At 57.5% G+C, this 23,805-nt stretch carries 15 protein-coding genes; 8 read left to right on the forward strand and 7 right to left on the reverse strand.

The window, feature by feature from the left end; translation table 11 throughout:
• Window positions 1–23 precede the first annotated feature (23 nt).
• Entirely contained in the window at window positions 24–326 is a 303-nt protein-coding gene (locus tag CA54_RS04000; protein ID WP_197532188.1) for a zinc ribbon domain-containing protein, read from the reverse strand.
• Window positions 327–516: 190 nt separating this feature from the next.
• On the opposite strand from CA54_RS04000, the gene CA54_RS04005 reads away from it, so the two are divergent.
• Window positions 517–1,848 carry an extracellular solute-binding protein gene (locus CA54_RS04005; RefSeq protein ID WP_146369564.1) on the forward strand — a complete coding sequence of 444 codons (1,332 nt, stop codon included), beginning with the start codon at window positions 517–519 and terminating at the stop codon, window positions 1,846–1,848.
• A gap of 8 nt (window positions 1,849–1,856) precedes the next feature.
• Window positions 1,857–2,669: a carbohydrate ABC transporter permease gene (locus CA54_RS04010; protein WP_146369565.1), complete on the forward strand. Its 813-nt coding sequence runs from the start codon at window positions 1,857–1,859 to the stop codon at window positions 2,667–2,669.
• A gap of 36 nt (window positions 2,670–2,705) precedes the next feature.
• Here CA54_RS04010 and CA54_RS04015 read toward each other — a convergent pair whose 3' ends face one another.
• Together CA54_RS04015 and CA54_RS04020 are read right to left on the reverse strand one after the other, a co-directional pair.
• Window positions 2,706–2,993 carry a globin gene (locus tag CA54_RS04015; RefSeq protein WP_146369566.1) on the reverse strand — a complete coding sequence of 96 codons (288 nt, stop codon included), beginning with the start codon at window positions 2,991–2,993 and terminating at the stop codon, window positions 2,706–2,708.
• Between the two features lie 250 nt (window positions 2,994–3,243).
• Window positions 3,244–4,371 (reverse strand): HEAT repeat domain-containing protein, encoded by a 1,128-nt coding sequence (locus tag CA54_RS04020; protein ID WP_197532189.1) that lies wholly within the window; start codon window positions 4,369–4,371, stop codon window positions 3,244–3,246.
• A 722-nt stretch (window positions 4,372–5,093) separates the two neighbouring features.
• Here CA54_RS04020 and CA54_RS04025 point away from each other — a divergent pair.
• Together CA54_RS04025 and CA54_RS04030 are read left to right on the forward strand one after the other, a co-directional pair.
• Window positions 5,094–6,041 carry a polysaccharide biosynthesis/export family protein gene (locus CA54_RS04025; RefSeq protein WP_197532190.1) on the forward strand — a complete coding sequence of 316 codons (948 nt, stop codon included), beginning with the start codon at window positions 5,094–5,096 and terminating at the stop codon, window positions 6,039–6,041.
• 242 nt (window positions 6,042–6,283) lie between these two features.
• Complete coding sequence (locus CA54_RS04030; protein ID WP_146369569.1) at window positions 6,284–6,679, forward strand: hypothetical protein; 396 nt, start codon at window positions 6,284–6,286, stop codon at window positions 6,677–6,679.
• Window positions 6,680–6,770: 91 nt separating this feature from the next.
• On the opposite strand, the gene CA54_RS04035 is transcribed toward CA54_RS04030, so the two are convergent.
• The 4 genes from CA54_RS04035 to CA54_RS04050 all read right to left on the reverse strand — a co-directional run bounded on the left by CA54_RS04035 (window position 6,771) and on the right by CA54_RS04050 (window position 10,285).
• A complete protein-coding gene (locus CA54_RS04035; protein ID WP_146369570.1) occupies window positions 6,771–7,838 on the reverse strand; it encodes a hypothetical protein in 1,068 nt (355 codons plus the stop codon).
• A gap of 40 nt (window positions 7,839–7,878) precedes the next feature.
• Window positions 7,879–8,340: a DUF2784 domain-containing protein gene (locus CA54_RS04040; protein ID WP_231962957.1), complete on the reverse strand. Its 462-nt coding sequence runs from the start codon at window positions 8,338–8,340 to the stop codon at window positions 7,879–7,881.
• Between the two features lie 69 nt (window positions 8,341–8,409).
• Entirely contained in the window at window positions 8,410–8,766 is a 357-nt protein-coding gene (locus tag CA54_RS04045) for a PilZ domain-containing protein (protein ID WP_146369571.1), read from the reverse strand.
• Window positions 8,767–9,013: 247 nt separating this feature from the next.
• Window positions 9,014–10,285, reverse strand: coding sequence for a hypothetical protein (locus CA54_RS04050; protein ID WP_146369572.1), 1,272 nt, complete (start codon window positions 10,283–10,285; stop codon window positions 9,014–9,016).
• Between the two features lie 274 nt (window positions 10,286–10,559).
• On the opposite strand from CA54_RS04050, the gene CA54_RS04055 reads away from it, so the two are divergent.
• From CA54_RS04055 to CA54_RS04070, 4 genes are all read left to right on the forward strand, one after another.
• Window positions 10,560–11,384: a ParA family protein gene (locus tag CA54_RS04055; RefSeq protein WP_146369573.1), complete on the forward strand. Its 825-nt coding sequence runs from the start codon at window positions 10,560–10,562 to the stop codon at window positions 11,382–11,384.
• A gap of 10 nt (window positions 11,385–11,394) precedes the next feature.
• The gene (locus CA54_RS04060; protein WP_146369574.1) at window positions 11,395–11,619 is read left to right on the forward strand and encodes a hypothetical protein; all 225 of its coding nucleotides are present in this window, start codon (window positions 11,395–11,397) and stop codon (window positions 11,617–11,619) included.
• 177 nt (window positions 11,620–11,796) lie between these two features.
• Window positions 11,797–15,213 (forward strand): hypothetical protein, encoded by a 3,417-nt coding sequence (locus tag CA54_RS04065; RefSeq protein WP_146369575.1) that lies wholly within the window; start codon window positions 11,797–11,799, stop codon window positions 15,211–15,213.
• A gap of 74 nt (window positions 15,214–15,287) precedes the next feature.
• A complete protein-coding gene (locus CA54_RS04070) occupies window positions 15,288–23,645 on the forward strand; it encodes a hypothetical protein (protein WP_146369576.1) in 8,358 nt (2,785 codons plus the stop codon).
• The last annotated feature ends 160 nt before the right edge of the window (window positions 23,646–23,805 follow it).

Here is a 23,805-nt window from a genome sequence, read left to right on the forward strand (position 1 = left end):
GGACCGGTCTAAAAACGCTCGACTCAAAACCCCAGCCCGAGCCACAACAGACACAGGCACAAGATCACCGCGATCACCCGAATCACCAACTGCTTGCCCGTCACCCGCATGCCGTCCGGCGCATGCTGTGGGAATTCGCGGCCGATGAATTCGTCGTAGTCAAAGTCGTCGTCCTCGTCGTAATTGGCGTCGACATCGTCTTCTTCGCCCCACCCCGTATCGTCGCTCGCTCCGCACTCCCGGCAAAATGTCGCCCCGCCTGCTACCTCCGCACCGCAATTCGGGCAGAGGAAACCATCGCTGTCCGACTCGAATTCCGTCGACATGCCCCCCCTCCTTCGTTCACCCGAGTTGTAGCAATCACGTTTCAACGCAGTCATTGAACGAAACTCGCCGCCTAGAATCAATCCCCACTCCTTTTACGAACCACAAAACTCACGCCTAGCGATCAGCGCTTTACAGCGATAAGATTGACCATGACAGCCCTATCCCCTCCCGACAGGTAACCACAAGCGTATGCGTGATCGCATCGGACCGATTTTATTGGCAGCAATCGCTGTGAGCCTATTCGGTCTCAGTTGGGCCGTCGGGATGCGTTCCCCGGAAAGCGATATCCCCCCCGACCGCGAGCGCGTTGTGTTCTGGCATTTCTGGGGCGGCAAGTACCGGCATGTCGTTCAGGAAATCGTGCAGCGGTTCAATGACTCGCAGACGGAATTTTGGGTCGAAGAGATTGCCGTTCCGGGACAAAACCTCGACATGAAATTCTTCATGGCGCTTGCCGGCGGCGACTTTCCCGATGTGCTTAACCAGGACGATCAAATCATCGGCCAATGGGCAGAGCGCGGCGCACTCACGCCGCTCGACCAACTTATGCCGGCCGAAGAATACGCCCGGCTCAACGATTGGCTCAGTCCCCCCGCACAAAAAATCGGCACCTACAACGGTCGACTGTATGCGCTCTGCAACGGCCTGGATATCCGTTTGATGTTTTATCGTCGCGACATCCTAGCTGGCCGCGACGTCCCCACAACCATCGAAGAATTCAACGCCATCACGCGGCAACCGAGTGACGACCCGACGCGGATTGTCTACCTCCCCGACGATCGTCGCTTGTGGGCTTGGGGCATTGCTTTCGGGGGGCGGTTCTATGACCCCGATACGGGAAAAATTACCGCCAACGATCCGGCCATCGTGCGGGCACTGGAGTGGATGGTCTCCTACAGCCAACTGCACGGCCTCGAAAAAATCCGTGCCTTCCGCAGCACGAACCGCGAAACCGGATCGCAATCGATGCTGCTCGAAGGCAGTCATGGTGTGATGATGGATGGGCAATGGCGAATTGATCCGTTGGACGCGGCGGTGAACGACGATTTTGATTACGCCGTCGGCCCCCTGCCCCACCCTCCCGAGGGCAACCCGAATGGCGGGTGGGTGAACGGCAATTTTTTCCTCGTCCCCCGTGGCTGCAAAAACCCGCGCGGCGCATGGGCCTTCATGAAATTCTGGTCCGGGTTCGATGGCCACGAAGCCGAAGCCGCCCAAACCGCCGCCGCAGGAGGCTGGATCCCCGCCAGCCCAACCGTCGTCACGCAACCGACGTTCCAAACATTCCTCAACAAGCACCCCAACTTCCGCCTATTCGTCGAACAAGCCCACAGCCCCAACCAATGGCCCACGCCGAACATCCCCGTACAGGCCTATTTCTTCGAACGCATCAACCAAGCCACCGAAGAGGCCCTGGCCTTAAAAGCCTCCCCCCAACAAGCCCTCGACACGGCCACGCAAGACATCCAACGGCGTTTGGATGCGTTGCGTGCAGACACGAACCCACCGCAAGAGAAGTAGACCACCCCATGCAACGCACCCCACGTTACGCCCACCCGCTGCTCATCCTCCTCGCCGTCGGCTTTGCGTTGCCGTTGGTCTGGATGTTGTTCAGTTCGTTTAAGCCGCCGGGGCAACTCGAAAGTGAGATGTGGCCCAGCGAGTGGCATGCGGAAAATTATGCGCAAGCGCTGAGTGCCGGGAACTTCGGCCGCTACTTGGCCAATTCCATCGTGTTGTGTGTGCTGAACGTGCTTGGCACGTTGCTCTCCTGTTCGGTTGTTGCTTATGGATTCGCGCGGCTGCGTTGGCCGGGGCGGGATTTGTTGTTCTTTGTGCTGATCGCCACCATGCTGTTGCCATTTCATGTGACGATGCTGCCGCGGTTCCAATTGTTCGCCGCGCTGGGAATGTACAACACCTACTGGCCGCTGGTGCTGCCAAGTTGGTTGGCCGGAGAAGCGTTTTACGTTTTTTTGTTGCGACAATTTTTCTTGACAATTCCGGAGGAACTCTCCGAAGCGGCGCGACTGGATGGCGCGGGGGAATGGACGATTTTCTCGCGGATCATCATCCCACTGGCCTGGCCGGCGCTGGCCACGGTGGCGCTGTTTCAATTCCTGCATACTTGGAACGAATTCGCCGGACCGCTGCTGTATCTCAATGCACCCCACAAATTTCCGCTCGCCTATGCCTTGCAGCAATTCGTTAGCGCCTACAACACCGAATTCGGCCCCTTAATGGCGGCTGCGGTCATGTTCACCGCTCCGGTCATCGTGTTGTTTTTCCTGGCGCAAAAAACCTTCATCCGCGGCATCGCCACGACAGGTCTCAAAGGATGAGGAGGGCTCTCGGGGCGAGCTGCCTGCGGACCATGCTCAATAGTACGAGCCGATCAACGCAATCCCGGGAGCCACCACGCGCTGCCACGCGGCCGTGATTTCAGGCGTAACGTCTGAATCGGTTTCGCCTATGGTCGCCACCAAGGCATTGACCCACAACGGATAAAGCTCGGGGCGCGTCGCATGATGTTGACGATCATGCAGCACACCTAAGCGGCGGATCTCGACCTCAACGTTCGCGTCGCCCGCGGAAAAGTCGATCAGACTTTCAATCCCCACCTGCAACAGTTCGTTCTGTTTAACCATATCGGTCGCGGCGAACATGGGGCCGATTTCTGACGACTGTTGCGCCAGATGATCGTAGAATATATCCGAAAACTCCGCGTGCGTTCTGCAACGTTGAAAACTCTGCCGAACTAGTTCCAAGTCTTCGAGAGTGATATCGTTTTCGTTCGTCACAACGCCAACGGTTCAATGGGAGTAAGGGATAATCATTAGGTAATGACCCACTTTATCCCGAACTGCGCACGTTTCGTCAACCGAAGTTTCCTATGATCGCTTTTCCAGTGGCCGCTTAGTCTCGCACACGATCGAGCGCCATCGCTGCTGCTTGGCGGACTTCTTGGTTCGGATCACTGGCGGCGGCGGTCAAAACCGTTTCGGCGTCTTTCGCTGGCGGCCCGATTTCTCCCAATGCAAAGGCAGCCGCAACGCGGACCCCGTCGTTGACATCCCGCAGGCGACGCGCTAGGGCGTCGACAATCATGGCATTTTTCGGAGCAATGTCGCCCAATGCATAAGCGGCGGCCCAACGGACTTCCGGATCGTCATCCCGCAAGGCCAAGGCCATCGTTTCCAGCGCATCGCGATTCCCTTCCGTGACCGTCCACAATGCCTCTGCTGCTTGGACGCGAATTTTGCCTGAGTTTTTCCGGGCAGCGATCTTCATCGCCGGAATCGCTTCACGGGCAGCCGGTCCCATTTCCGCCAGCGCGACGGCGGCAAACGACTTGGCCCGCGGCGTGCTGAAATTTATCGCATCTGCCAAGGTGGGGACTGAAAACTCCGCTTGTTGAGTAATCCGCCACAGCGCCAATGCCGCTTGAACACGAATCATGTGATCACGGTCACGGAGCATCACCGTCAACGTGGGTGCGGCTGCGATTGCGTCTTCTCCGCGACGGCCCAACTGATAAATGGCTTCGCGACACGTCGCCGCATCACCCGAGCGAACTTGCGACAGTAATACAGCAACATCACCTTCGGCCTGAGGAGGCAACGTTGTGAGAATCAATACCGGTGTTTCCGGTTTCGTACCGATCGAACGCCGGTCCTTTTCCATCTGCGTGAGATGCAGCGCGCTAATCGGTGGGGCCACATGTTGCGGATGCGAGGCAGCTGCCCGTTGAATCGCCTTATGCTGTGGTTCGGTATGCCCCACCAAGCGAACTGTGCCGTTCGTGGGACGGCGAACCGTTGCGATTGGCTGCACCGGTTGACGTGACTGTGGAGCCTGAAGTTGTGGAGTTTGCTGTTGTGGAATCTGCTGCACCATAACCGCTGAGGAGGAGGCCTGTGGCGCCTGAGCAATATCCGACTCACCGGCTGGGCGAGCAACAGTGTTGTACCCTTGAGATCCGGAGCAGCCGATGGCCAACGCCAAGGACAAGCTCACAAATCGTCCGCGGTATTTTTGGATCATAGCCACCATCATATTCCTCCACTGATCAATACCCGCTCGTTATCGCAAATTTTGTCGCAAACAAGACTCCACTGGCAGCGCCGAAACCTTACTGGCGGGACCACGTCTTGTGGTATCGAACGTCGACATTTTCAGGAAAACCGGCACAATACAATCGGGTTTTGCCGGAGGAACACGTACGATCGGTAATCACGCCCCGTCGCAATCGCTACAAACGTTAAAGTCTACCCAACCGGACCTTTGAAAGTTGCAAAACCTTTTCAACCAACGAGTTAGGCACTCCCGTCGCTGCAAGTTTCGATGGGGACAGGAAATACGCCGACTGCTCACCGAGCAGGCGCAGATGTTAATCACGGTAGAAGGGGAAAATCTGGCACAATCGTCACGATTCGCTCAAAGGGTCCTCAGCCGCTGGTCGATGAACGGAATGTTTCAGATCGAAGATCGTGTGACGGACGGGCAAAACCGGTTCGGTCACACAACACGAGAACAACGGGCGGTGTTCCCGCACTCGCACTACTAGTTCTCGTGCTCGATGGACAACGACCCAACCTTTCGCGAGCATCGACCCAGCCATGCGACACTCATGCCGCCTTCAACGCGCTAGCCTATTGGCTTTGATTACTATCAGTTCTCTGTTTGCCACCGGGTGCGCAGCGGCGAATCGGACAGATACTCCGACGCCCATTTATACGAATGTGCCCCGAGAGCTGCAGAAAACGATGATGCCGGCATACGTCATCGAACCGCCTGACGAATTGTTGATCCAAACGGTCAACAACATCCGTCGTCGCGACGATAAACTTCTTCCCGGCGATAGCCTGCGGATCCTGTCGAACACGACCATTCCGATCTTGCCGGAAGACACTGAAGTCACGATCTCATTTAAGGAAATTGCCCGCGCCTATCTCATCGAGAATGACGGCAAGGTCAACCTGGGGCCGGAATACGGCAAAGTCGAAGTCGCTGGAATGACCATCGACGAAGCTCAAAACGCGGTGCTGGATCACTTGAATGAAATCTTCATCAATCCACCTAAGCTCTCTGTGGAGTTGGAACAACTCGGCGGCAAGCAAGTCGTCGATGGTCCGCACCTCGTCCGTATGGACGGGACCGTTCACCTGGGAGTTTACGGCAGTGTGGTTGTCGCCGGTTACACGTTGGAACAAGCCAAGATGCTGCTCGAAGAGCACCTGTCGCAATATATTCTCAATCCGGAAGTCAATGTTGATGTGTCCGGCTACAACAGCAAAGTCTACTACATCATCAACGACGGGGGCGGCGAAGGAGATCAACTCTACAGCCTGCCAATTAAAGGAAATGAAACCGTGCTCGACGCCTTCGCACTCGTCGGAGGATTGCCGACGATCGGGAGCAAGAAAAAAATCTGGATCGCACGCCCCGCCCCGGCGGAGTTGGATGCCGAACAGATTCTGCCGGTCGACTGGGATGCCATCGTCAAAGGGGGATCGACGCGAACGAACTACCAAATCCTCCCGGGTGACCGCATCTACGTAGCCGCTGACCCGATGTTCGCCTCAGACATCTTCATTGCCAAAGTCATTGCACCGTTTGAACGACTGTTTGGATTCACGATTCTCGGCAACGGTGCTGTGCGGAACATTCAGCAAGGCACCTCATTCGGTGGAGGCGGAGGCGGCGGGTTCTAATTGTTAGTTCTACGGATGCCGAATATTTAATAAGCAGACTTGGTAAATTTGAAGCGATGGTATCCACAAAATGCCGAGTAAAGAGTTTACCAAGTCTGATGTGGCGAATGGCCTAGACATTTTAGTTTACTTCGCTGCTTTTCCAGGTATAATCGTTGATAAGGCAAGCACATTTGGATCAACGGATTTTCGATGGTACCGGATGTGACAAACCCCCAACGACTTAAATAGGGTGACGAACCATGTTACGACGAACTCTGCTCGTACCCGCGGTAATGTTAATTCTGAGCACCGTTGTTGAAGTGGATGCCAATGCGCAAGCACCAACTCGACGACCGCGCCGGCCCAGCGTCCGCAGTAATCCTCCCGTCAGCCCTTACTTGAACTTGTTGCGCCGCGACGCCTCAATTGGCGAGAATTATTTCAACCTCGTCCGTCCGCAACAAGAATTCCGTCAAGGGATTGTGAATAACAACCAAGAGATCGGACAGTTGCGGCAGCAAACCAACAACCTGCAGTTGGAACAGCAAGACACGGTGAATTATATTCGCCGACAGGCCGCCGGCTCCCGCTTGGGCATCACCGGACACACCTCATCGTTCATGAACCACAGCCAATACTATGGCGGCGGGCGTTAACTGCTGTCTGGCCATGCTCAATGAACCACGACACACAACGCGGTTCGGCTCTTCTCAAAAAAGAGTCGAACCGTTTTTTTGTGCGCTCATTTCACCGTGACTCGGAGCCGAATGCCCGGCGAATCTTCTCACCGATCAATGGATCAACCATCGCTGCTGTCGCAATGTGTACGCTGGACGCCCCTGCACTCAAATGAGCACGCACGTCATCCGCACTGCCAATCCCTCCGACGCCGATGATTTCTAATTCAGCCCGCTGCTCGATGATCTCCTGCCGGAAGCGTTCGACCTGCTTTAGCGCAGCGTCACGTGTCGCGAGACCACAGATTCCGCGCGGATCGCCGTAAAACAACAAGTCCGCTCCATCAGCAGCCACTGTCGCCGCCACGCTATTGGTCATCGCCAATCCATCCGCATACGGATGCACAGCTGTGATCAATGCCAACATCGCTGCATCATCCGTAACATGGCCGATCTTAATGATGTAAGGTGTGCGGCCGACCGCTTGGCGAACCGCCTCGGCAATACAACGCGCGGCATCGGGTTGCAGATACAACTGGCCGTCGCACGTGTTGACGTTGGGACAAGAGAAGTTGGTCTCCACGCAGTCGGCGCCGCTGTCGACCGCCCATTTCGCGCACTGTGCATAGTCGGCGGCTAAATCCTCGATGGACCACCCCGGCTCGATGCTACCGACGACTGACACCGACAGCACTTTCTCCGGCGCCAATTGATCGCGTGTACGTTGCACATCCGCCCGCCAAACGTCCGGCGGTTGCGAAGGCATTCCAAACGATACGGCCCAACTCCCCCGCATCGTCTCCGAAACGGGAATCGCCGACTCGCCGCCGCGCATCATGCCGTCAACTTCAACCGGCTGTAGGTTGGGCAGCGGATAACAGTCCCGCGCACTGCTGCGAACCGTCTTATAGGTCAAGACGTCAAAGCCCAAACTCGCATAATACAACAGCCAGGCACCGTTCAATAACGGCCCGGCTGGAATTCCCAACGGTGAAGGAACTGGCAACCCGCAAAACGACCATGTCCCCTCAACGGGCGCAAGATCCAACTCGACCGGTTCCGGCGGATGGTCGTAGTTCCAGGCATAACTTCGACGCGGGTCATAACGAGGCAGGTTGTTGAGAGCGTGTGTTTCCATCCCGCAAGTTTAAAGTCTCAGGGGCGGAACCGCCAAGTCATCAACCGCTGATATGATCCGCAGGCCGCGAATCCGATTTCCGCCAGGGCCATCTGGGCGGCACGATGATCAATGTCGCAACCACAGATAATCCGAAGAGCGTGTACATCACCGTGAAGGTCGCAGGCGACAAATCCATGAAGAGCACATCGTGCACCCATCGACCAACGAAGTCACCAGGATAGTCGCCGGTTCCCGCTTTTTGGCGGAGGAATTTCTCCAGCGTCGTCAACGGGCAAACTATCCCCAGCCAGGATTCAATGACGACGATCAGAATCATCGTCAAATGCACGCTGCGAAACCAAAAGTTGGAGACCCACCGTTTGCCCGACAGCGACCCGACTAATACGGCCAGTAGGCCGAAGATCACAAAGGCCACATAGGCGCCGTGCAGAAACACGACGGCATCGGCAAGTAGGGAATACAGCGTCTGCATACAAACTACGATGCAACGCAGACGCATTTTATTCCCGGCAAGTGCGACAATTTCACAACTTGCTCGACCGAGCGATCGCGAAGTTCATCCCCCACACTACTCGTTGGGGTCGACCTTTTCCAGAAATGTTCCGCCGCTGATGAACATGCCGCCTTCGCAAGGATGGCACCACTCCAACTGCACGCGATAGTGAAACTCGCGGCTGTCGCTGGCCAATTTCACCAACACGATTCCAGGTGAAACCGAACCTTTGTGCAACAGTCCAATCCCCAGACGGCTGATCTCACGCGTCATGCAGGCAATGATATTGCCCCGCGAAGTGACGATTTCAGCAGGGACGGATAGATCCAATCGCTCCACCGCCCGGTCATGATGGTCCTCAGAATCGCCGATGCTTTCCAGAACACGTTTTAAGTCATCTGTTGTGGGTCGGCTCCAGGGATCGCTCGACATCGCTGCCACTCCAAGTTGAAAATACGTTGATTAACGGGACGGAGACGCGGTTCAATTCCCTGAAGTATAGGTCGCCGCTAGCAGATAGGCGGACGTGCACATCCGGCCGGGTGAAATCCATTGCTCCGACAACCGTTGCAACCGGAATTTCGCGAACAACCACCGTGACACCCAACGTCCAGGGTACCCTGGGCATCACTCAGCAGCGCCGTTGACCGGCGCAGGAGTATTTTTCAGGACCGGAGGTTTACACCTCATCACGGGCGCGCGATCGCCGCCAGACGCCCCACGCAAACAACAGCCCAATGCCCACCAGCGAGCCGATCAGCAACGAATTGCGATCCGCCAATTTCGTCGGCCAAGCCTTGGCGACCCCCCGGAATTTGGGAGCCGGCAGCCGATTCGGAATTTGCACAACAGCGGCTTGAGCTTGTTGCTCTTCTTCGTCAACCAGACCGGCGTCGATCTCGTCCAGTTCTCCCTCGGGCATCAACGCCTCAGGAAAAATGGCGCGGCGAAGTGCGTCTACCGGCGCAGGCGTTCTGTCGGCCAAAGGCCGTGCCGGCGACCGGAATTGATTAGCAAGTTTCGATCGCCCCGCCGGATTCTCAGTGGTTGAAGTATCGGCAGTCTCTGCAGAAGATGTCTTGGCCCCCCCCTCGGCGGATTCGTCGAAATTAAAGTCGGCCAACGTTGTGATGGACTGATTGGAGACACCGGTCGGCGGCGTCGTGGAAGGAGATTCGCTCCAAGGTTGCGGTTCGCGAATCGTCGGCACACTCTCTGGTATCGATTCGTCGATCTCGATGACGCCAATTTCTTTGGACAACTCCGCGTCGTCTGATAACTGATCCTCACTCGCACCCAACGCGGGTAAGCTGTCCAAGGTCTCCGGTTCTAAACCGGCATCATCCAAGTCTGTTTCGTCAGTCTCAGTCGTGTTAGCATCCTCGGCCCCATTCCCCCAAGGAAACCGCAACATCGACAACAATCGTTGGCCACGCGTGCGGACCGGAGGCACGGGTGCCTCTTCCGCTTCGGGATCGGCGTTCGTGTCAATTTGTTCGGCCAAAGCTGCGTCGTTCTCTTCAACGACGTTTTCAAGCGTTTCCGATTTCGGCGAATCGCCACTATTCCAATTGATCAACCGGCGCAGTGGATTGAACGATTCAGTGGACTTGTCCGCCGGCTGCTCTGCCACGGTCTCATCATCGATCGCCACACCTTCGGTCGCAGCAGCGATGGCGCCGTCCAGCTCCGAAATGGTTTCATCAGCGGCCGGGACCTGCAATGCGGTGGCGGTGTTGCTGACCACACCAGCCTGTTCAGCCTGTCCATCGCCCGTTTCGGCGACATCTCGCGCAGCGGACGCACCGTCCACGCGGCTAAATCCGGCCGACGAGGGACGGGGCAGCGCCGAAGTACGTGGTCGTCGGGAACAGCCGACCCCTAAGAACATCAGCCCGACCAGCAACCACCCCATGGTCCGCATCATTCGATTTTTGGGGAGTTTTGACATAACACAACTAGTTACCTGGGGCCGTCCGACAATTCGGAATTTCGGGGGAACGGTTTTTACGGAATCCGGACCGCTGACGCAACACCGTTTTTGCCCCGCTTTCCTATCCTAAAACCCTGGGCAATCTGCCGCCGAACTCCTCTTTCGCTCTTTTGGGATGAAGTCTATACTCCGCGCCTGCCTGCCCTAGGAGAAAACCGGGGCGCCACGAGCAGGTGATCGACACACGAGCCGTTTAGACGTTGCCCAAAAAACAGAGAGGGAAGGGAATCCCATGCGCACGATCGTTGTAATGAATCAAAAAGGGGGCGTCGGAAAAACCACAACCAGCGTCAATTTATCCGCCGGGTTGGCAAATGCCGGACGCCGCGTTTGCTTGGTCGATCTCGACCCGCAAGCCCACGCCTCACTTCACGTAGGCATCGAAGCACATGGCAATACCCCCACCATCTACGATGTCTTCGCCGACTCTAAAACCATGGCCGACGCTCGACAACTGGTCGCTTCGAATTTGTGGTGCATTCCCTCGAGCATTGATCTGGCCGCCGCCGAAATGGAACTGGCCGATGTCCCGGGCCGCGAACTCATCTTAAAAGCTGCCATCAACGAATTGCGTCAAAATGAATCCTACGATTACGTCGTCATGGATTGCCCCCCGTCGCTGGGCGTGTTGACAGTCAACGCGTTGGCGGCCGCCGAAGAAGTATTCATCCCCTTGCAGCCGCACTTCCTAGCACTGCACGGGCTGTCGAAATTGTTCGAAACCACAGCTCTCGTCAATCGACGACTGAACCGACAACTGCGGGTCAGCGGAGTCGTGCTCTGTATGTATGAGACGGGAACACGTCTGGCAGCGGACATTGCCGAAGACCTGGCCGAATTCTTGGAACACGCCGATCCGCACGCTCCTTGGGCGGGCGCTAGAATCTTCCGCAGCAAAATCCGCCGAAACATCAAATTGGCCGAGGCTCCCAGTCACGGCAAACCTATTTTTCAATATGCACCCAAATGCCATGGCTCAGAAGACTATGGCGCGCTCATCGAAGAAGTGATGGACAGCGAAAAATCCCAAACGATTGCACCGGCGCGGGCTGCATGATGCCGGGTTAATGATTCGCTTCTCCGCGCCGGAGAAGCCGCCGCCCATGGGGCGGTATGGGACGCGTAACGCCACGGGATTGGGAGTCGGCGTCACCACGGGGGGAACGAAATCATCGACATTCGCTTTTCGGCGTCTCGCCGACATGATCGATCTTTGCGCGCAGTGCCCCTATGCGGTACGCGACATGCTCGCGTTTGTGACACCGTTGTCACAAAACCAATCACTCCCGTGAGAAATGCTGCGCAATTTTTAAAAAAACTTGGTTTTCTTGCAATGATTTCACCATTCCCGACGTCTTATAACGTGGACCATTGCATCCGCCGCTGCCTAAGACCGTTAATTAGCTCACGGCAATTTGATTCCGCTAGACACCACAACTCTTCTGTATAAATCTGCGAGGCATTGTCCCATGCGAATACGTTCGCTCACCACACGCATGTTATTTGGCGCATTGTGCTGCGGATTAGTCGCCGCACTGCCCATCAACGCCTTTCCCCAAGAGACGCCCGCTACGGAAGTCGCGGACGATTCGCAACCGGAAACCAGTCCCCCCGAGGAACCCAATCCGGCCGCGAAGACCAATCCAGCGGCAGACTGGGAGCGGCTGATTTACCTGCCCTACAAAAACCTCAAACAGGTCTTTGAAAAGGAAACAGCGACCGTTTTCATGCCGTACTCCCAGTACCTCAAACTCTGGGCCGGCAAGACCATACCTGATGGCGACACCCCCAAACCCCCGGTCGGGGCTGTGATTTCTCGGGCGGATTATCGCGGAAAAGTCGTCAATGATTTGGTGAAAATCGAAGCGGTCTTCACCGTGCAAGTGCTCGGCAAACCATGGGCTGAGGTCCCCTTGCAATTCGGCGACGCTGCTGTCGGAAAGATGACTGCCAGTAACGAACAGATTCTATTACGTGGCACCGGCGAAGGGACGTATGCCTTACTGCTTCCCGAAAAAGGGGAACACACGGTGACGTTGGAACTCGTGTCGCGAATCCGCACCTCGCCCGATGGACGAAGTTTCTCACTGCAATGTCCCACGGTCGGCATCACCAACTTCGATTTGGAAATCCCCGCCGCCGACCAAACGGTCGAAGTCACGCCGCATCTTGTCTCGACACCGATCAAAACCGAAGGGAACCTCACCCGCGTACAAGCGGGATTGGGAGCGACGAAGACCATTTCCGCGCGGTGGCATCCCCGTGTTAGTTCCGCTCCCGAAATGGACCTGCTGGCCAGCGTCGAAAACCAATTGGACATTCGCGTCGCGGACGGGCTGATCCACACGCACGCAGCGCTTGCCTACAAAGTCCTACGGGGCAATTTGGACCAAGTCCGCATCGCCGTGCCCACCGGGCATCGCATTCTCGATGTCGCCTCTCCCGCGCTCAAAGGCTGGCAGGCGGCCAAGGAACAATCGGGACAGGTGATCACTGTCGATCTGCTGCCGGGCAAATCACGGACAATCACGATCGAAGTCCATACCGAACGTCCAGTCCCGGATGACACGTTTGCCCTCGCAGGCATCGATCCCGACGGCGTGAATCATGGGATTCACGCGCGAGGCGCGGTTCGGGAAAGCGGTTTGATTTCCGTCAACCATGCTGCGGACATCACCCTGCCGATCGAAACCCAAACCGGCCTCACACGGATTGAATCGGCCGAAATCCCCAAATCCCTGCGGCGACCGGGCGGCATGTACTTCAAATTCTACACCCGCGACTTCGACTTCCAACTGCGTGCCAAACCCGTGGAACCACGGATAGTCGTTGCGCAAAATACGCGACTGGAATTTCGGGATGATGAACTGCACGTCGACACCATTTCAATTTATACCGTCGAACGAGCCGGCGTTTTTGAACTCCGCTATCAGTTACCTGAAAACTTCAAAGTTACCGCCGTCCATTGCGAGCAAATGGAAAAATATACGGTCACCGACGACACGCAAGAATTGGTGGTTGCCCTCTCGCAAAAAAACATGGGCCAGATCCGTGTCGCCATCAGCGGCAATGTGGATTTCCAGGCCGGTAAGGAAAAAACCGAACTCAAACTCCCCGTGCTGACACCCATCGGCACCACCCGCGAAACGGGGACCGTCGCTGTCTTCGCGCCGGAGGCGATAGAAATCGTCACCGAAGAAGATGCGGTCATCGCCGCACAACCCATCCGTCCCCGCAACATCCATCCCGTCCACAATATGCGGCTCGCAGCCGTCTGGGCGTATACGCGGCGTCCCATGGAAATCACCGTCACCACGCTCCGCAAACCGACGCGTTTGTCCGCATCGGTCGGAACGCAGGTGAACATCAAACAAGAACTTGTTGAAGTCAACGCTCTGTTGCACTTCAACATTCAATACGCCGGCATCGATACGTTTGTCTTCTCCGTGCCGGAGTCCGTTGAGGATGTTCAAATCGAAAATGTCGATTCCGGAAACGGAACCGCCATCAAACAGAGAAGCCGCGCGGACGAAGCTGAAGAGGGTTGGGCCACCTGGACCGTCGTGATGCAACGCGATGTCACCGGTTCACAACAGTTTCGCGTCAAATATGACCTCAAACCCGAGACCGAGGGGACAACCGCAACGGTGCTGATCGAACCGCCGCGCATCTTGGACGTTCCGGCCAATAATTCCCGCGGCACAGCAGCGGTCACCCCGGCGCGCGTCTATGGCGAAGTCTCCGTCAACAAGGATCGCGCATTGTCCGTTGCCGCTGCCACCGAGACGCTGGAAGCCATCGACGTACGCGAACTAAAACTGCTCGATCAAAACACGGATCTGGCCTATCGTTACTTCAAACAGCCGGTCGACGTCCAACTGACCGCCTCGAAACACGAACTCCAAGAGGTCGTCGAAACAGTCGTCCCCCGCGCTTTAATCGAAGCCGTGGCCAGCACCGATGCGGGAACGACCTATCGCTGCCGCTACAAAATCACCTCTAGCGAACGCCAACGCCTCTCGATCGATTTACCCGCCGAAGCAGAATTGCTGGGCGTGACGGTCGCCGGTAAACGGGGATCGCTCGAACGCAACGCCGCCGCAAAACCCCCGGCCGGTTGGGAATCGTTTTTTGTCAACGTCGCCCGCGAAGGCAGCTCTGAAAAACCGTTTTACTTAATGGTCCTGTTCCGCGTGGAACGCGCAACTGCGACTTTCCCCCAATGGGGCGGACCACTCACGATCGACATCCCCCGCATTGGCGGCTCCAACGCCGTACCGGTCCAGCAACTTCGCGTCGCCGCCTGGGTCCCGGACGAATACGCGCTCGTCGGGTCTCCCGAGCAATTCAGTAATGACCGCCAGGCTTTCCCCAACTGGAATCCCGCGGCAATCGCCTCGACCGACAACCCCAACGACCTCAATACCTGGATTGGCGGAGACTCGGCGGGACTGTTTGAATTTCCCATCTCCGGACACGCCTATAGTTACACCAACCTGGGCGGCACCGACCACTTTACTGTCACCTACTGGCGGTCCGCGATGTATATGGTCGTTATTAGCGGCGCGCTGTTCTTGGTGGCACTACTTTTGAGCAGAACATCATGGCACAACAAACTCAGCGTGTTGGTTATCGGCGGATTCGTGTTGGCCCTGTTGGCGGTCCGCTTCCCGAACCTCGCCGTTCACGCATTCAGTGCTGCCCTACTGGGAATCATTGCCATGGCGGCATTGTGGTGTGTGCATAGCTTATTCCGGCTACGTCCGCATTTGCCGATTGGCGAAAACGTTTCTCAACTCGCGCAACCGGTTTCCCTCGCAACCGTCGTCCCCCCTCCGGGCGTGTTTGCGGACTGGAATGCAAACTTCCGCAAGCGGCGTGATTAATTCGTCGCCCGGTCGACCGAATCGTTGAGTCACAACATCCAGCCAGATGCAACTCAGTTCAGGTAGGAATCGTCATGTTACAGCGCCGCACCCCACACGACTTGTCGGCCGCCCGTTTCGAATTCAGTCCGCGACGGTGCGTGATCGCAGCGGTCGGTTTACTGCTCGTCGCTGCCGCGTTCTCTCCACAACGGCCAGTCATCGCCCAGGAGCAACCGACGGCGGAAATTCCGGGACGACGCATCTTCGTGCCCGTCGAAGACCTGGACGTTGTCCTCAACCGCGACAAACAAGGCGTGTTACTGCCTCGCGACAAGTTCTCCGAACTCTATGCCGCCGCCAAGAAAAACAACGAACAAATCGCAGAACCACCCCACGGTGTGATTCTCTCCCAGGCCGCCTACCGCGCACGCACCTCCGGCGATCGTTTGCTCATCACCGCCACGATTGAAGTCACACAACTCGAAGCAGGTTGGCACGCAGTCCCGTTACGCTTTACGGGATTGTCGGTGGAGCAGGCCAAACTAGGCGACGGCCCCGCGCAATTAGGCCGGCACTCGCAAAAGTTGGATACGGTCTATCTGTTGAATGACCAAGTCGGCAAACAAACACTCACGCTGGAACTTTCCGCCCCCTTGGTCAGTAGCGGCAGCGATCAGTTGGCAAAATTCGGCTGCATGGCGATCCCCTCAGCCACACTAGAAATCGATTTGCCCGCCGGTCGTTATCTGGTACTCAACAGCGTGATGCCCCAACGCGGGGCCGACGAGGACCAACCGGCGCACTACCGCGAAGCCATTGGCGGAAAACAAAACATTAGCCTGCGCATCACCGGCAAAGAAGCACAACAAGGCGAAGATGCATTAGTCTTCGGAACCACCGGCATCGGCGTCCGCGTCGCTCCTGAAGAACTGACCTGGCAGGCGATCAGCGACGTGAGCGTCTACGGAAAACCGATCGACCGATTGACCTTCAGCATTCCCGATTCACTGGACATCGTCTCGGTCGAATCCACCGGCCTAGAAGGTTGGGGCTTTGAACCAAACCCAGCAGAGAAACGTACGATGCTGACCCTCTCCTACCGGCAGGCGTTTCGCGATACCCGCCGAATCGTCTTTCGCGGCGTGACTTCCACCACGACCGGAACTCCTTGGAACGTTCCCAACTTAACCCTCAGCAACGCCACGGCGCACACCAGCCGCATCATCGTACAACACGCGCCGATGCTGCGTTTGCGAGCCGACCAACTCGACGGAGTACGCCGCATTGCCGATTCCGACGAAGTGGCCACCGAAATCCGCCGCATCGCCGCCGACACCGCTCCGGGAGAAAAAAACTGGCAGTCATTGTATTTCGCCGCTTGGCAAGAAGATTTCAAACTGGCCTTTGTCACGCAACCCAAGGCGGGGGAACTGCAAGCGGCCATCGCCACACAATTAGACGTAGGCACCATCGGACTCGACTTGCGGTCCAGCATCAGCATCGAACCACGTTTTGTGCCGCTATTTGGATTAGATCTCTCGCTGCCGGCAGCCTGGGAAATTTCCAGAATCACTGTCGGCAATACAACGCCTGCCTGGCGCGTCACATCACTGGCCGACGGCGTGCAGCACGTGCAAATTCCCTTTGAAAAACCACTCCCCGCCGACCAAATGCTGCAAATCGGACTCGTCGCGCAATGGCGACCGGATGATTGGCCGGTCGAGGACCAACCGCTCGAATTCGCGATCCCCGAAATCCGACTGCCGCAAGTCGATGTGCTGGAAGGCACGTTCACAATCCGCTCCACCAAGGACCTGCGGGTCGTGCCGAGGGGACTCTCCGGACTCGATCCGTCGCGCGACATTCAAACCGACGGCAGCAGCGGCGAATGGCTCAGCTACGACTATCAGGACACGCGATTTGCCGGACAGTTGCGCATCGAACGCAAACCCTCGCGGATCTCCGCCACCACCCTCAGCTTCGCACGGCTCGAACCAGAAACGTGGCACGCGCACCTCGAAGCAGCCGTTAACATCGACGGCGGCGGCTTGCGGTCCCTCCGTTTGGAACTCCCTGAAGCAACGGGTGAGGACTTACGGTTTCGCCTACACAATCGCAATCTCCGCATCGTGGAACAACACGCCACCCCAGAAATCGCCAACGGCCGCCGGACCTGGACGTTACGATTCGACCAACGGGATCGCGGCGTGCTGCGGTTAAGTGTCGATGTTGAAATGCCGCGCGGCGATGCGGAAACGTTCACCGTCCCCGACCTACGGATCGTCGGCGCCGAACGGCAAAACGGCTTCACCGCTATCGAAGGGAGTGGCGAACAGCAGTTGACGCTCACCGCCGTCGACGCCAACGATGCGCCGCTCGCTGAAATCGCGCCGGAAGATTTACCCCTCCCGGCGAATTATCGTCCACAGGAACGGATCGTTGCCGCCTATCACCATGTCCGACCGGCTGAGCGGATTTCTCTGTCCGAAACCCGCTTCGAACGAATGCCGGTGCCGACAGCCATCTGCGACGAGTTGTTGATCGAAAGCGTGTTGGGCGAAACCGGATATTTGCAACATCAGGCCTCCTTCAAATTCCGCGCAGTCGGCGTCCAAGGACTTGAAGTCCGCTTGCCGAGTGAAACCGCGCTGTGGGCCACACTCGTTGACGATCAACCCGTCGAAGTCCGCCGCATTGGCGATGCCTATCGCGTTCCGCTCCCCGTCTCTGGCAACGACGAATCAGAACACCTGATTGTTCTTTCCTACACATCACAAATGGGCGCTCTGAATGCCACCGGCCGTTTATCACAGACGCCGCCGCAACTGGCGATCGTCAGCGGCGCAGGTGCGGTACAACCCCTCGAAATCCTCCGCCAAGCCTGGACCATCCATCATCCCCGGGACACCCGTTTCCTAGCCGCCCACGATCTGTATCAACCCGAAGTCGAACCGGTCGCACCCAGCCTGCTGGGCGGCTTGCAACGGGGCGTCTCCATCGGCAGTTGGCAGGACCTGTTAGGAAAGGCGTTCGTGCTTGTCACCGCCCTGGCCGTGTTATTGCTGGTCACCGTGGGTTACCGCAAACTCGGCGCCAGCGGCGCTGTCGGCGTAGGCATTGCCTGTTTGGTGGGCGTGTTCGTGTTGGCCTCCATGATGCCGGCGGTACAACAAATCCGCATGAGCTCGACCGGCAGCAGAGGTGATATAGTAATAATGGCGGGAGCTGAAAACGGAATCACTTCGGAGAGTATGGCCGTCGCCACTGACGCGGAAAGCAGCTCTGCTGGCGATTCGATCACGGTTCATCAGCCAAAGCCGGAAAGTTCCAACATGAATCAAAAAGAATGGCTGGAACTCTCATCGCGGAGGATGAAAGCTCTTGGCAATCAAATGAGCCGCCCTCTATCCTCAGACAAACCGCAACAGCAACAGACAAGCAGCAACAGGCAACTCGCAGATTTGCCTGTTGCTGACGAACAAAGCGGCGAAGGCGAACAGCCAAGCTTAAACGTCGCTGACAATGGCCGCCTACGCGGCCGCGCGGGTGGACTCGGCGGCAGGGGTGGAATCGGCGGTAGCGGAGGGACTGCCGGTACCAGTGGTCAGGCTGGGACTTCCGGTTCTGCTACGGGTGGAGTCCCACTAATCCCCTGGGATGGCAGCGAAAAGAGTGGCGGTGAAGCTAATAGTGGCCCCCAACCACCGATCGGCGGCTGGGGGGCTACACACCCTCCGGGCGGGCAAGCCCTTTTCGGAGATAACCTCGCCCAAAACCAAGACGGCGACGGGCAACCGCAACCTAATGCCCCCGCCGACAATGCTGATCCGTTCGCAGCGCAATTCGGTGCCAATGCCATCCAAGCTCCGCAAGCCGCCAACCAGCAAGCGAGCACGGCAAAGCCCACAAGCCTCGGCGGACTACTCTCCCTGGACGTAAAACTCACCCCACCAGCTGGCAGTCGTGGATCGAAGTATTACTACGTCGGTGCTGCCGATGCGGCTGTCGGTCCCAAGTTGGAAGTCGATTACCTCAAAGACAGCCCCGTCCCCTTTGTGACCATCGCCTGGATGGCCGGGATGTTGGTTGTCTGTTGGTTCCTGCGGGCCAAACTGCTCGCCGCCCGCGCCGCCGTCGCCGTTCTGGGGCTCAGCTTGCCGTTGGGCTTAGCTGCGCTGGCACCACCGAATTGGATGCCTGCACTCGATGGTGTTTTCTTGGGGACGCTGGCCGGCATCGCCGTCTGGATTGCCATTCCCATGATCCGCGAATGCTTCGATGGCGAACAAAGCCTCGGCGGCACGTTGAAAACCTCAATCCTCAAACGGACCGCCACGCTGCTGCTGGTCAGCTTGATCACCACCGCCCTCACCGGCCCTCTTCAAGCGGATGAAAACCAGGAAGCAACTCCTCGATCGAAAACACGGATCGCGAAACCCGTACCGCCAATCGTCTCGCCGCAACCCATCCGCGAACCGTCGATCGTGATTCCCTACGACACCGGCAGCGACGCAACAGCGGCCGAACGGATTTTCCTGCCGCATAAAAAATTCGTCGAACTGTGGAACCAAGCGCATCCCGACCAACGCATTCTGGCCCCCGCCCCCGTCGAAGCCATGGTCGCCGAAGCGATGTATGCCGCTGAAATCGACGCCGCTGCCGGGCAGGAATCGGCCATCATCAACATCATCGGCCGCATCGTCGCCTACAGCTATCGCGACCGGCAAGTCGCGCTCACCTTGCCGTTGGGTAATATCGCGCTCGATTCGGTCGAGGTCGACGGAAAAGCGGCAGCGCTCACACCACGCGCCGGCGACGGGGGGACCGATTACGAACTTCTACTCGACCGGCCCGGCATGCACGTCATCGATCTGAAATTCCGCATCCCTTACGAACGGACCGGACCAGCCGGACGCTTCACCTTGCCACTCCGCCCGGTCGCCGCCGGAGCACTGCGGTTTCAACTCCCCGGCAGCGATCTGAACCTCCGAATTAATGGCGGTAGCGGCGCCTATCGACGTCAGAAATTGGGCGACACCGAGTTGGCGGTCATACCCGTTGATCGCGGTGGAAAAATCGAAGTCGCCTGGCAACCCCGCCAAACCCGCGCCGGTGTCGACGGCGTGATCCATACCGAAACAGCCACCGCCCTTTCAGTTGATGATGCGGGTGTGAATATCACCTCCACGTTCGACTATCGCGTACGCCAAGGTTCGATGAACTTCGCCCTTTTCGCGCTACCAGCCGATGTCACTGTGCGAAAAATCAGCGGAAAGGACGTCGCCGGTTGGGCCATCGAAGGACCTGACAACGATCGCCAACTGCGCGTCTTTCTGGGACGCAAAGTCGAAGACCAAACCGAACTGACCTTCGACCTATTCGTCGCGCGACAATTCACCGCCGAGTCCAACGTACTCACATTACCGGCGTTTGCGCCGTTACAAATCACGCGCGAAACCGGCCGCATTGCCGTCTATGCCGGCAACCAATTCGCCGTCACCAGTAGCGTGATCTCCGGTTTGACCCAAATTGAAACTAAAAACCTCGTCCTGCCGGTCCGCTACGCGCACGTCGATCCTCGAAAACAACAAGCGGTCGCCGCCTATCGCTTCACCACGCGGCCCTTCCAATTGGATCTGCTCGTGCGACGGCAACAACCCGGGCTGACCGGATCGGCCGAACATGCGATTTTGATCAGCACGCGCAAAATCCGCCTGCGGTCACAAATGCATCTAAAATTAGCCGGTGCTCCCAAATCGACCATCACCGTGCAACTCCCGCCGAATTACTTGTTGCTCGATGCGGTCTCACCCCACTTGTCCGATTGGTCCACGACAGACACAGACAACGGCGCGCTCCTGCACCTGGAGTTGGCTTCGCCGATGACAGGCGCGGTCCCCTTGGAAATCTCCGGAGTCATTCCGCGACAACCCGACGATTTGAATCCCGCTCTGCAAGTGCCGACAGCAACCGAGGCGGACAGTCTGCGTTCCTCGGTAGCAGTTTGGCTCGATTCGATTTATTCCGGCACGATGAACAACATCGGCGATTGGCGATCCGTCGACCCCGAGCGATTGTCATCAGAACTGCGCGGTCGCATTCAGCGTCCTGTACAATTCGCCTTCACCGCCGCCGGGACCGAACTACCAGCCATCGGTTTGACGCTACAACAGCGCCGCCCGCTATTGGCCGCCGCCGCACTGACAACCATCATCGCCAAAGACACGGCCGTTGAGTATTCGATCGCCTGCAAATGGAAAATCACCCGCGCCGCGGCCGATACCTTTTCCTTCACCACCCCCGCCTGGCTGTCCGGCAAAATGGATTTCCAAGGGACCGGTTACCGGCAAATCTCCGAAACTCCGGCCGGTGAAGAACGGATACGCTGGACCGTCGAATTAGACGATCCCCGCCGCGACGAGTTTTTCGTCGTCGCCAACGTCACCCTCCCGCCGCCATCCAACGGCAAAATCATCGCCCCCTCGATTCAATTCGAGAACGCGCAACCCAACGACGACGGCACCATCTCTCAGCTGGAGACGCAGACTGAATATCAGATTCTGGTCAACCATTCCCGCGACCAAATTGATCTGGCCAGCACCGATGCGGTCCAGACCACCGATGCCCAAGAAGTCCGTATCATCAACCTGCCCGACTCACTGCTACAACAAGCAGTCGACATCTTGCGGGTCACGCAACCTGACGTCGCCGTCACTTGGAACCTGCGAAAACTGCAGCAGGTCAAATCGCTCCCCGCTTCGGTCAATTTGGCCGACAACAAATTGGTCATCGCCCAAGACGGCTCGTGGCGAGCGCAGGCCAGTTATCGCATCAACAATCGCAACCGGCAATTCCTGGCGCTCACCATGCCGTCCGAATCACGGATCCTGTCGGTGTTCGTCGCCGGCAAACCGTCGCGTCCCGTGCAGACGACCAAGGATGGAAAACAACTCACACTGATCGCGCTGCCCAAAACGGTCGCCGGTGATTTTTCCTTCACCGCCGATATTGTCTACGCCGGCCGTTTACCCCAGCGGCTCCCCAACGGAGTCCGCGCTACGTCCCTGAACTTCGACCTGCCGCACGCCGACGTCGTAACCCCCAAACAGGACGACGAATTCGGTATACCCGTTTCAAAAACAGCTTGGACCGTCTACTTACCCAACGACATCGAAGCCAGCATCATCGACGACCCCGCCCGCTCGAATCTAAAACTCGTGACCACCGACCAACAACGGTATGACTTGGGAATCACGCTGATGAAGGAAACAGAGGATTACCTCACCACGGCTCTGGAAGAAGACAATCGCGGCCAGCGATTCCGCGCTGTTAGAGGACTATTCGATATCGAAAAACAGTCGAATCAGATCGCCGAGTCATTAAAAGAGGTCGCAGAAAAGACGAACGACAAAAAGAAACTCGCTGAATTGAAAAATCAACAGGCGCGCCTGCAGGATAAACTGGGCAAAGTCCGCCGGAAACTTGAGCTTGAAGAACAGACCGCCAATGAGTCATCTCCATCGCAGTCCGCAAGCACAGGACGACTCATGATCGGAGCCGGCGTGAACAGCGACAACAACGGCGCTATCGGCAACAGCTTCATCAGCGGCGAACTCTTCAACAGCAACAGCGGAGTCGGTATCACGATCGACGACTCGGACAGCGTCCTAAAATTAGACGACGCCCCGCTAGACAAATCCCAAGCAGGAAAATCTAAAAGCATCGAACAACGCCGCGGACGCCTGCAGGAACAGCTCGTACAGCAAAAAGGGGCCCTCAAAGATCAGCACTACACCTCATCCCTGCAAGAGGTCGACGAGGCGAGTATCCCGTTTTCTAATGACTTCATAGCGGGAGCTGAGGTCGATGGGGAGACGCCCGCCCAAGGAGACGGCGAAGCAGAACCGCCAGTCCGAAGCCTACCAGATTTGGATTCGTATCCCAAGTACGGCGGTATCACTGGTTTTTCCGACCAAAGTGGTATTCCCGCTAGTGTCTTCGATCCGGCTATCGCCGAAACGGGCGTCCTGTTCGGCGGACGCGGGGTCGACAGCGCGTTAGATCAAGCAGAACCGCAACCCCAAGACCAACAATGGACCGCTGCCGGCGGGTTGTCGTTGTTGATCGATGTCCCCACCACCGGCCAGAAACTGACCCTCTCCAAGGTCGGCGGCCGGCCGAAGTTGGCCCTTAGCCTGCGGCCGCAAGCATTTCGCGATACGCTGTTCGACACCGCTTGGCTGGTCGTCTGGGCCGGTCTGGGACTGAGCATCGTCCTCGCCCTGCGGCGCCCGACCGCCTCGGCCGCCATTATGAATTTGGCGCCCATCGCCCTGATGATCGCCGGCGGCGTCTGGTACTTCCTGCTGCCGCTAGCCCCCATAGGATTCGTAATCGTAATGCTAGCAGCCCTCTGGCTAGCCATCCGCCACCGCCACGTCACCGCGTGAGGGGACGGAGTCTGTAGGCATGAGACCATAGGCTGTCGGTTTGGGCCACAACGGTACCTACGAGTTGGCTTGCAAATTAGTCGGGCCGAATGACACGCCCGGTAGCGCGCGGCTCGGACGGAGCCTCGCCCTCCCGGTTATGTTGTGCGACCAGACTGGA

Origin of the sequence: Symmachiella macrocystis (genome assembly GCF_007860075.1) — a bacterium.
Lineage (GTDB): Bacteria > Planctomycetota > Planctomycetia > Planctomycetales > Planctomycetaceae > Symmachiella > Symmachiella macrocystis.

Bases quoted from the DNA above. Each gene is read 5' to 3' on its own strand.
- CA54_RS04005 (WP_146369564.1), top strand. From the start codon at position 517: ATGCGTGATCGCATCGGACCGATTTTATTGGCAGCAATCGCTGTGAGC.
- CA54_RS04035 (WP_146369570.1), bottom strand. From the start codon at position 7,838: ATGGAAACACACGCTCTCAACAACCTGCCTCGTTATGACCCGCGTCGA.
- CA54_RS04070 (WP_146369576.1), top strand. From the start codon at position 15,288: ATGTTACAGCGCCGCACCCCACACGACTTGTCGGCCGCCCGTTTCGAA.
- CA54_RS04040 (WP_231962957.1), bottom strand. From the start codon at position 8,340: ATGCGTCTGCGTTGCATCGTAGTTTGTATGCAGACGCTGTATTCCCTA.
- CA54_RS04045 (WP_146369571.1), bottom strand. From the start codon at position 8,766: ATGTCGAGCGATCCCTGGAGCCGACCCACAACAGATGACTTAAAACGT.
- CA54_RS04050 (WP_146369572.1), bottom strand. From the start codon at position 10,285: ATGTCAAAACTCCCCAAAAATCGAATGATGCGGACCATGGGGTGGTTG.
- CA54_RS04010 (WP_146369565.1), top strand. From the start codon at position 1,857: ATGCAACGCACCCCACGTTACGCCCACCCGCTGCTCATCCTCCTCGCC.
- CA54_RS04030 (WP_146369569.1), top strand. From the start codon at position 6,284: ATGTTACGACGAACTCTGCTCGTACCCGCGGTAATGTTAATTCTGAGC.
- CA54_RS04065 (WP_146369575.1), top strand. From the start codon at position 11,797: ATGCGAATACGTTCGCTCACCACACGCATGTTATTTGGCGCATTGTGC.
- CA54_RS04015 (WP_146369566.1), bottom strand. From the start codon at position 2,993: ATGTTCGCCGCGACCGATATGGTTAAACAGAACGAACTGTTGCAGGTG.
- CA54_RS04025 (WP_197532190.1), top strand. From the start codon at position 5,094: ATGATGCCGGCATACGTCATCGAACCGCCTGACGAATTGTTGATCCAA.
- CA54_RS04000 (WP_197532188.1), bottom strand. From the start codon at position 326: ATGTCGACGGAATTCGAGTCGGACAGCGATGGTTTCCTCTGCCCGAAT.
- CA54_RS04020 (WP_197532189.1), bottom strand. From the start codon at position 4,371: ATGATCCAAAAATACCGCGGACGATTTGTGAGCTTGTCCTTGGCGTTG.
- CA54_RS04055 (WP_146369573.1), top strand. From the start codon at position 10,560: ATGCGCACGATCGTTGTAATGAATCAAAAAGGGGGCGTCGGAAAAACC.
- CA54_RS04060 (WP_146369574.1), top strand. From the start codon at position 11,395: ATGATTCGCTTCTCCGCGCCGGAGAAGCCGCCGCCCATGGGGCGGTAT.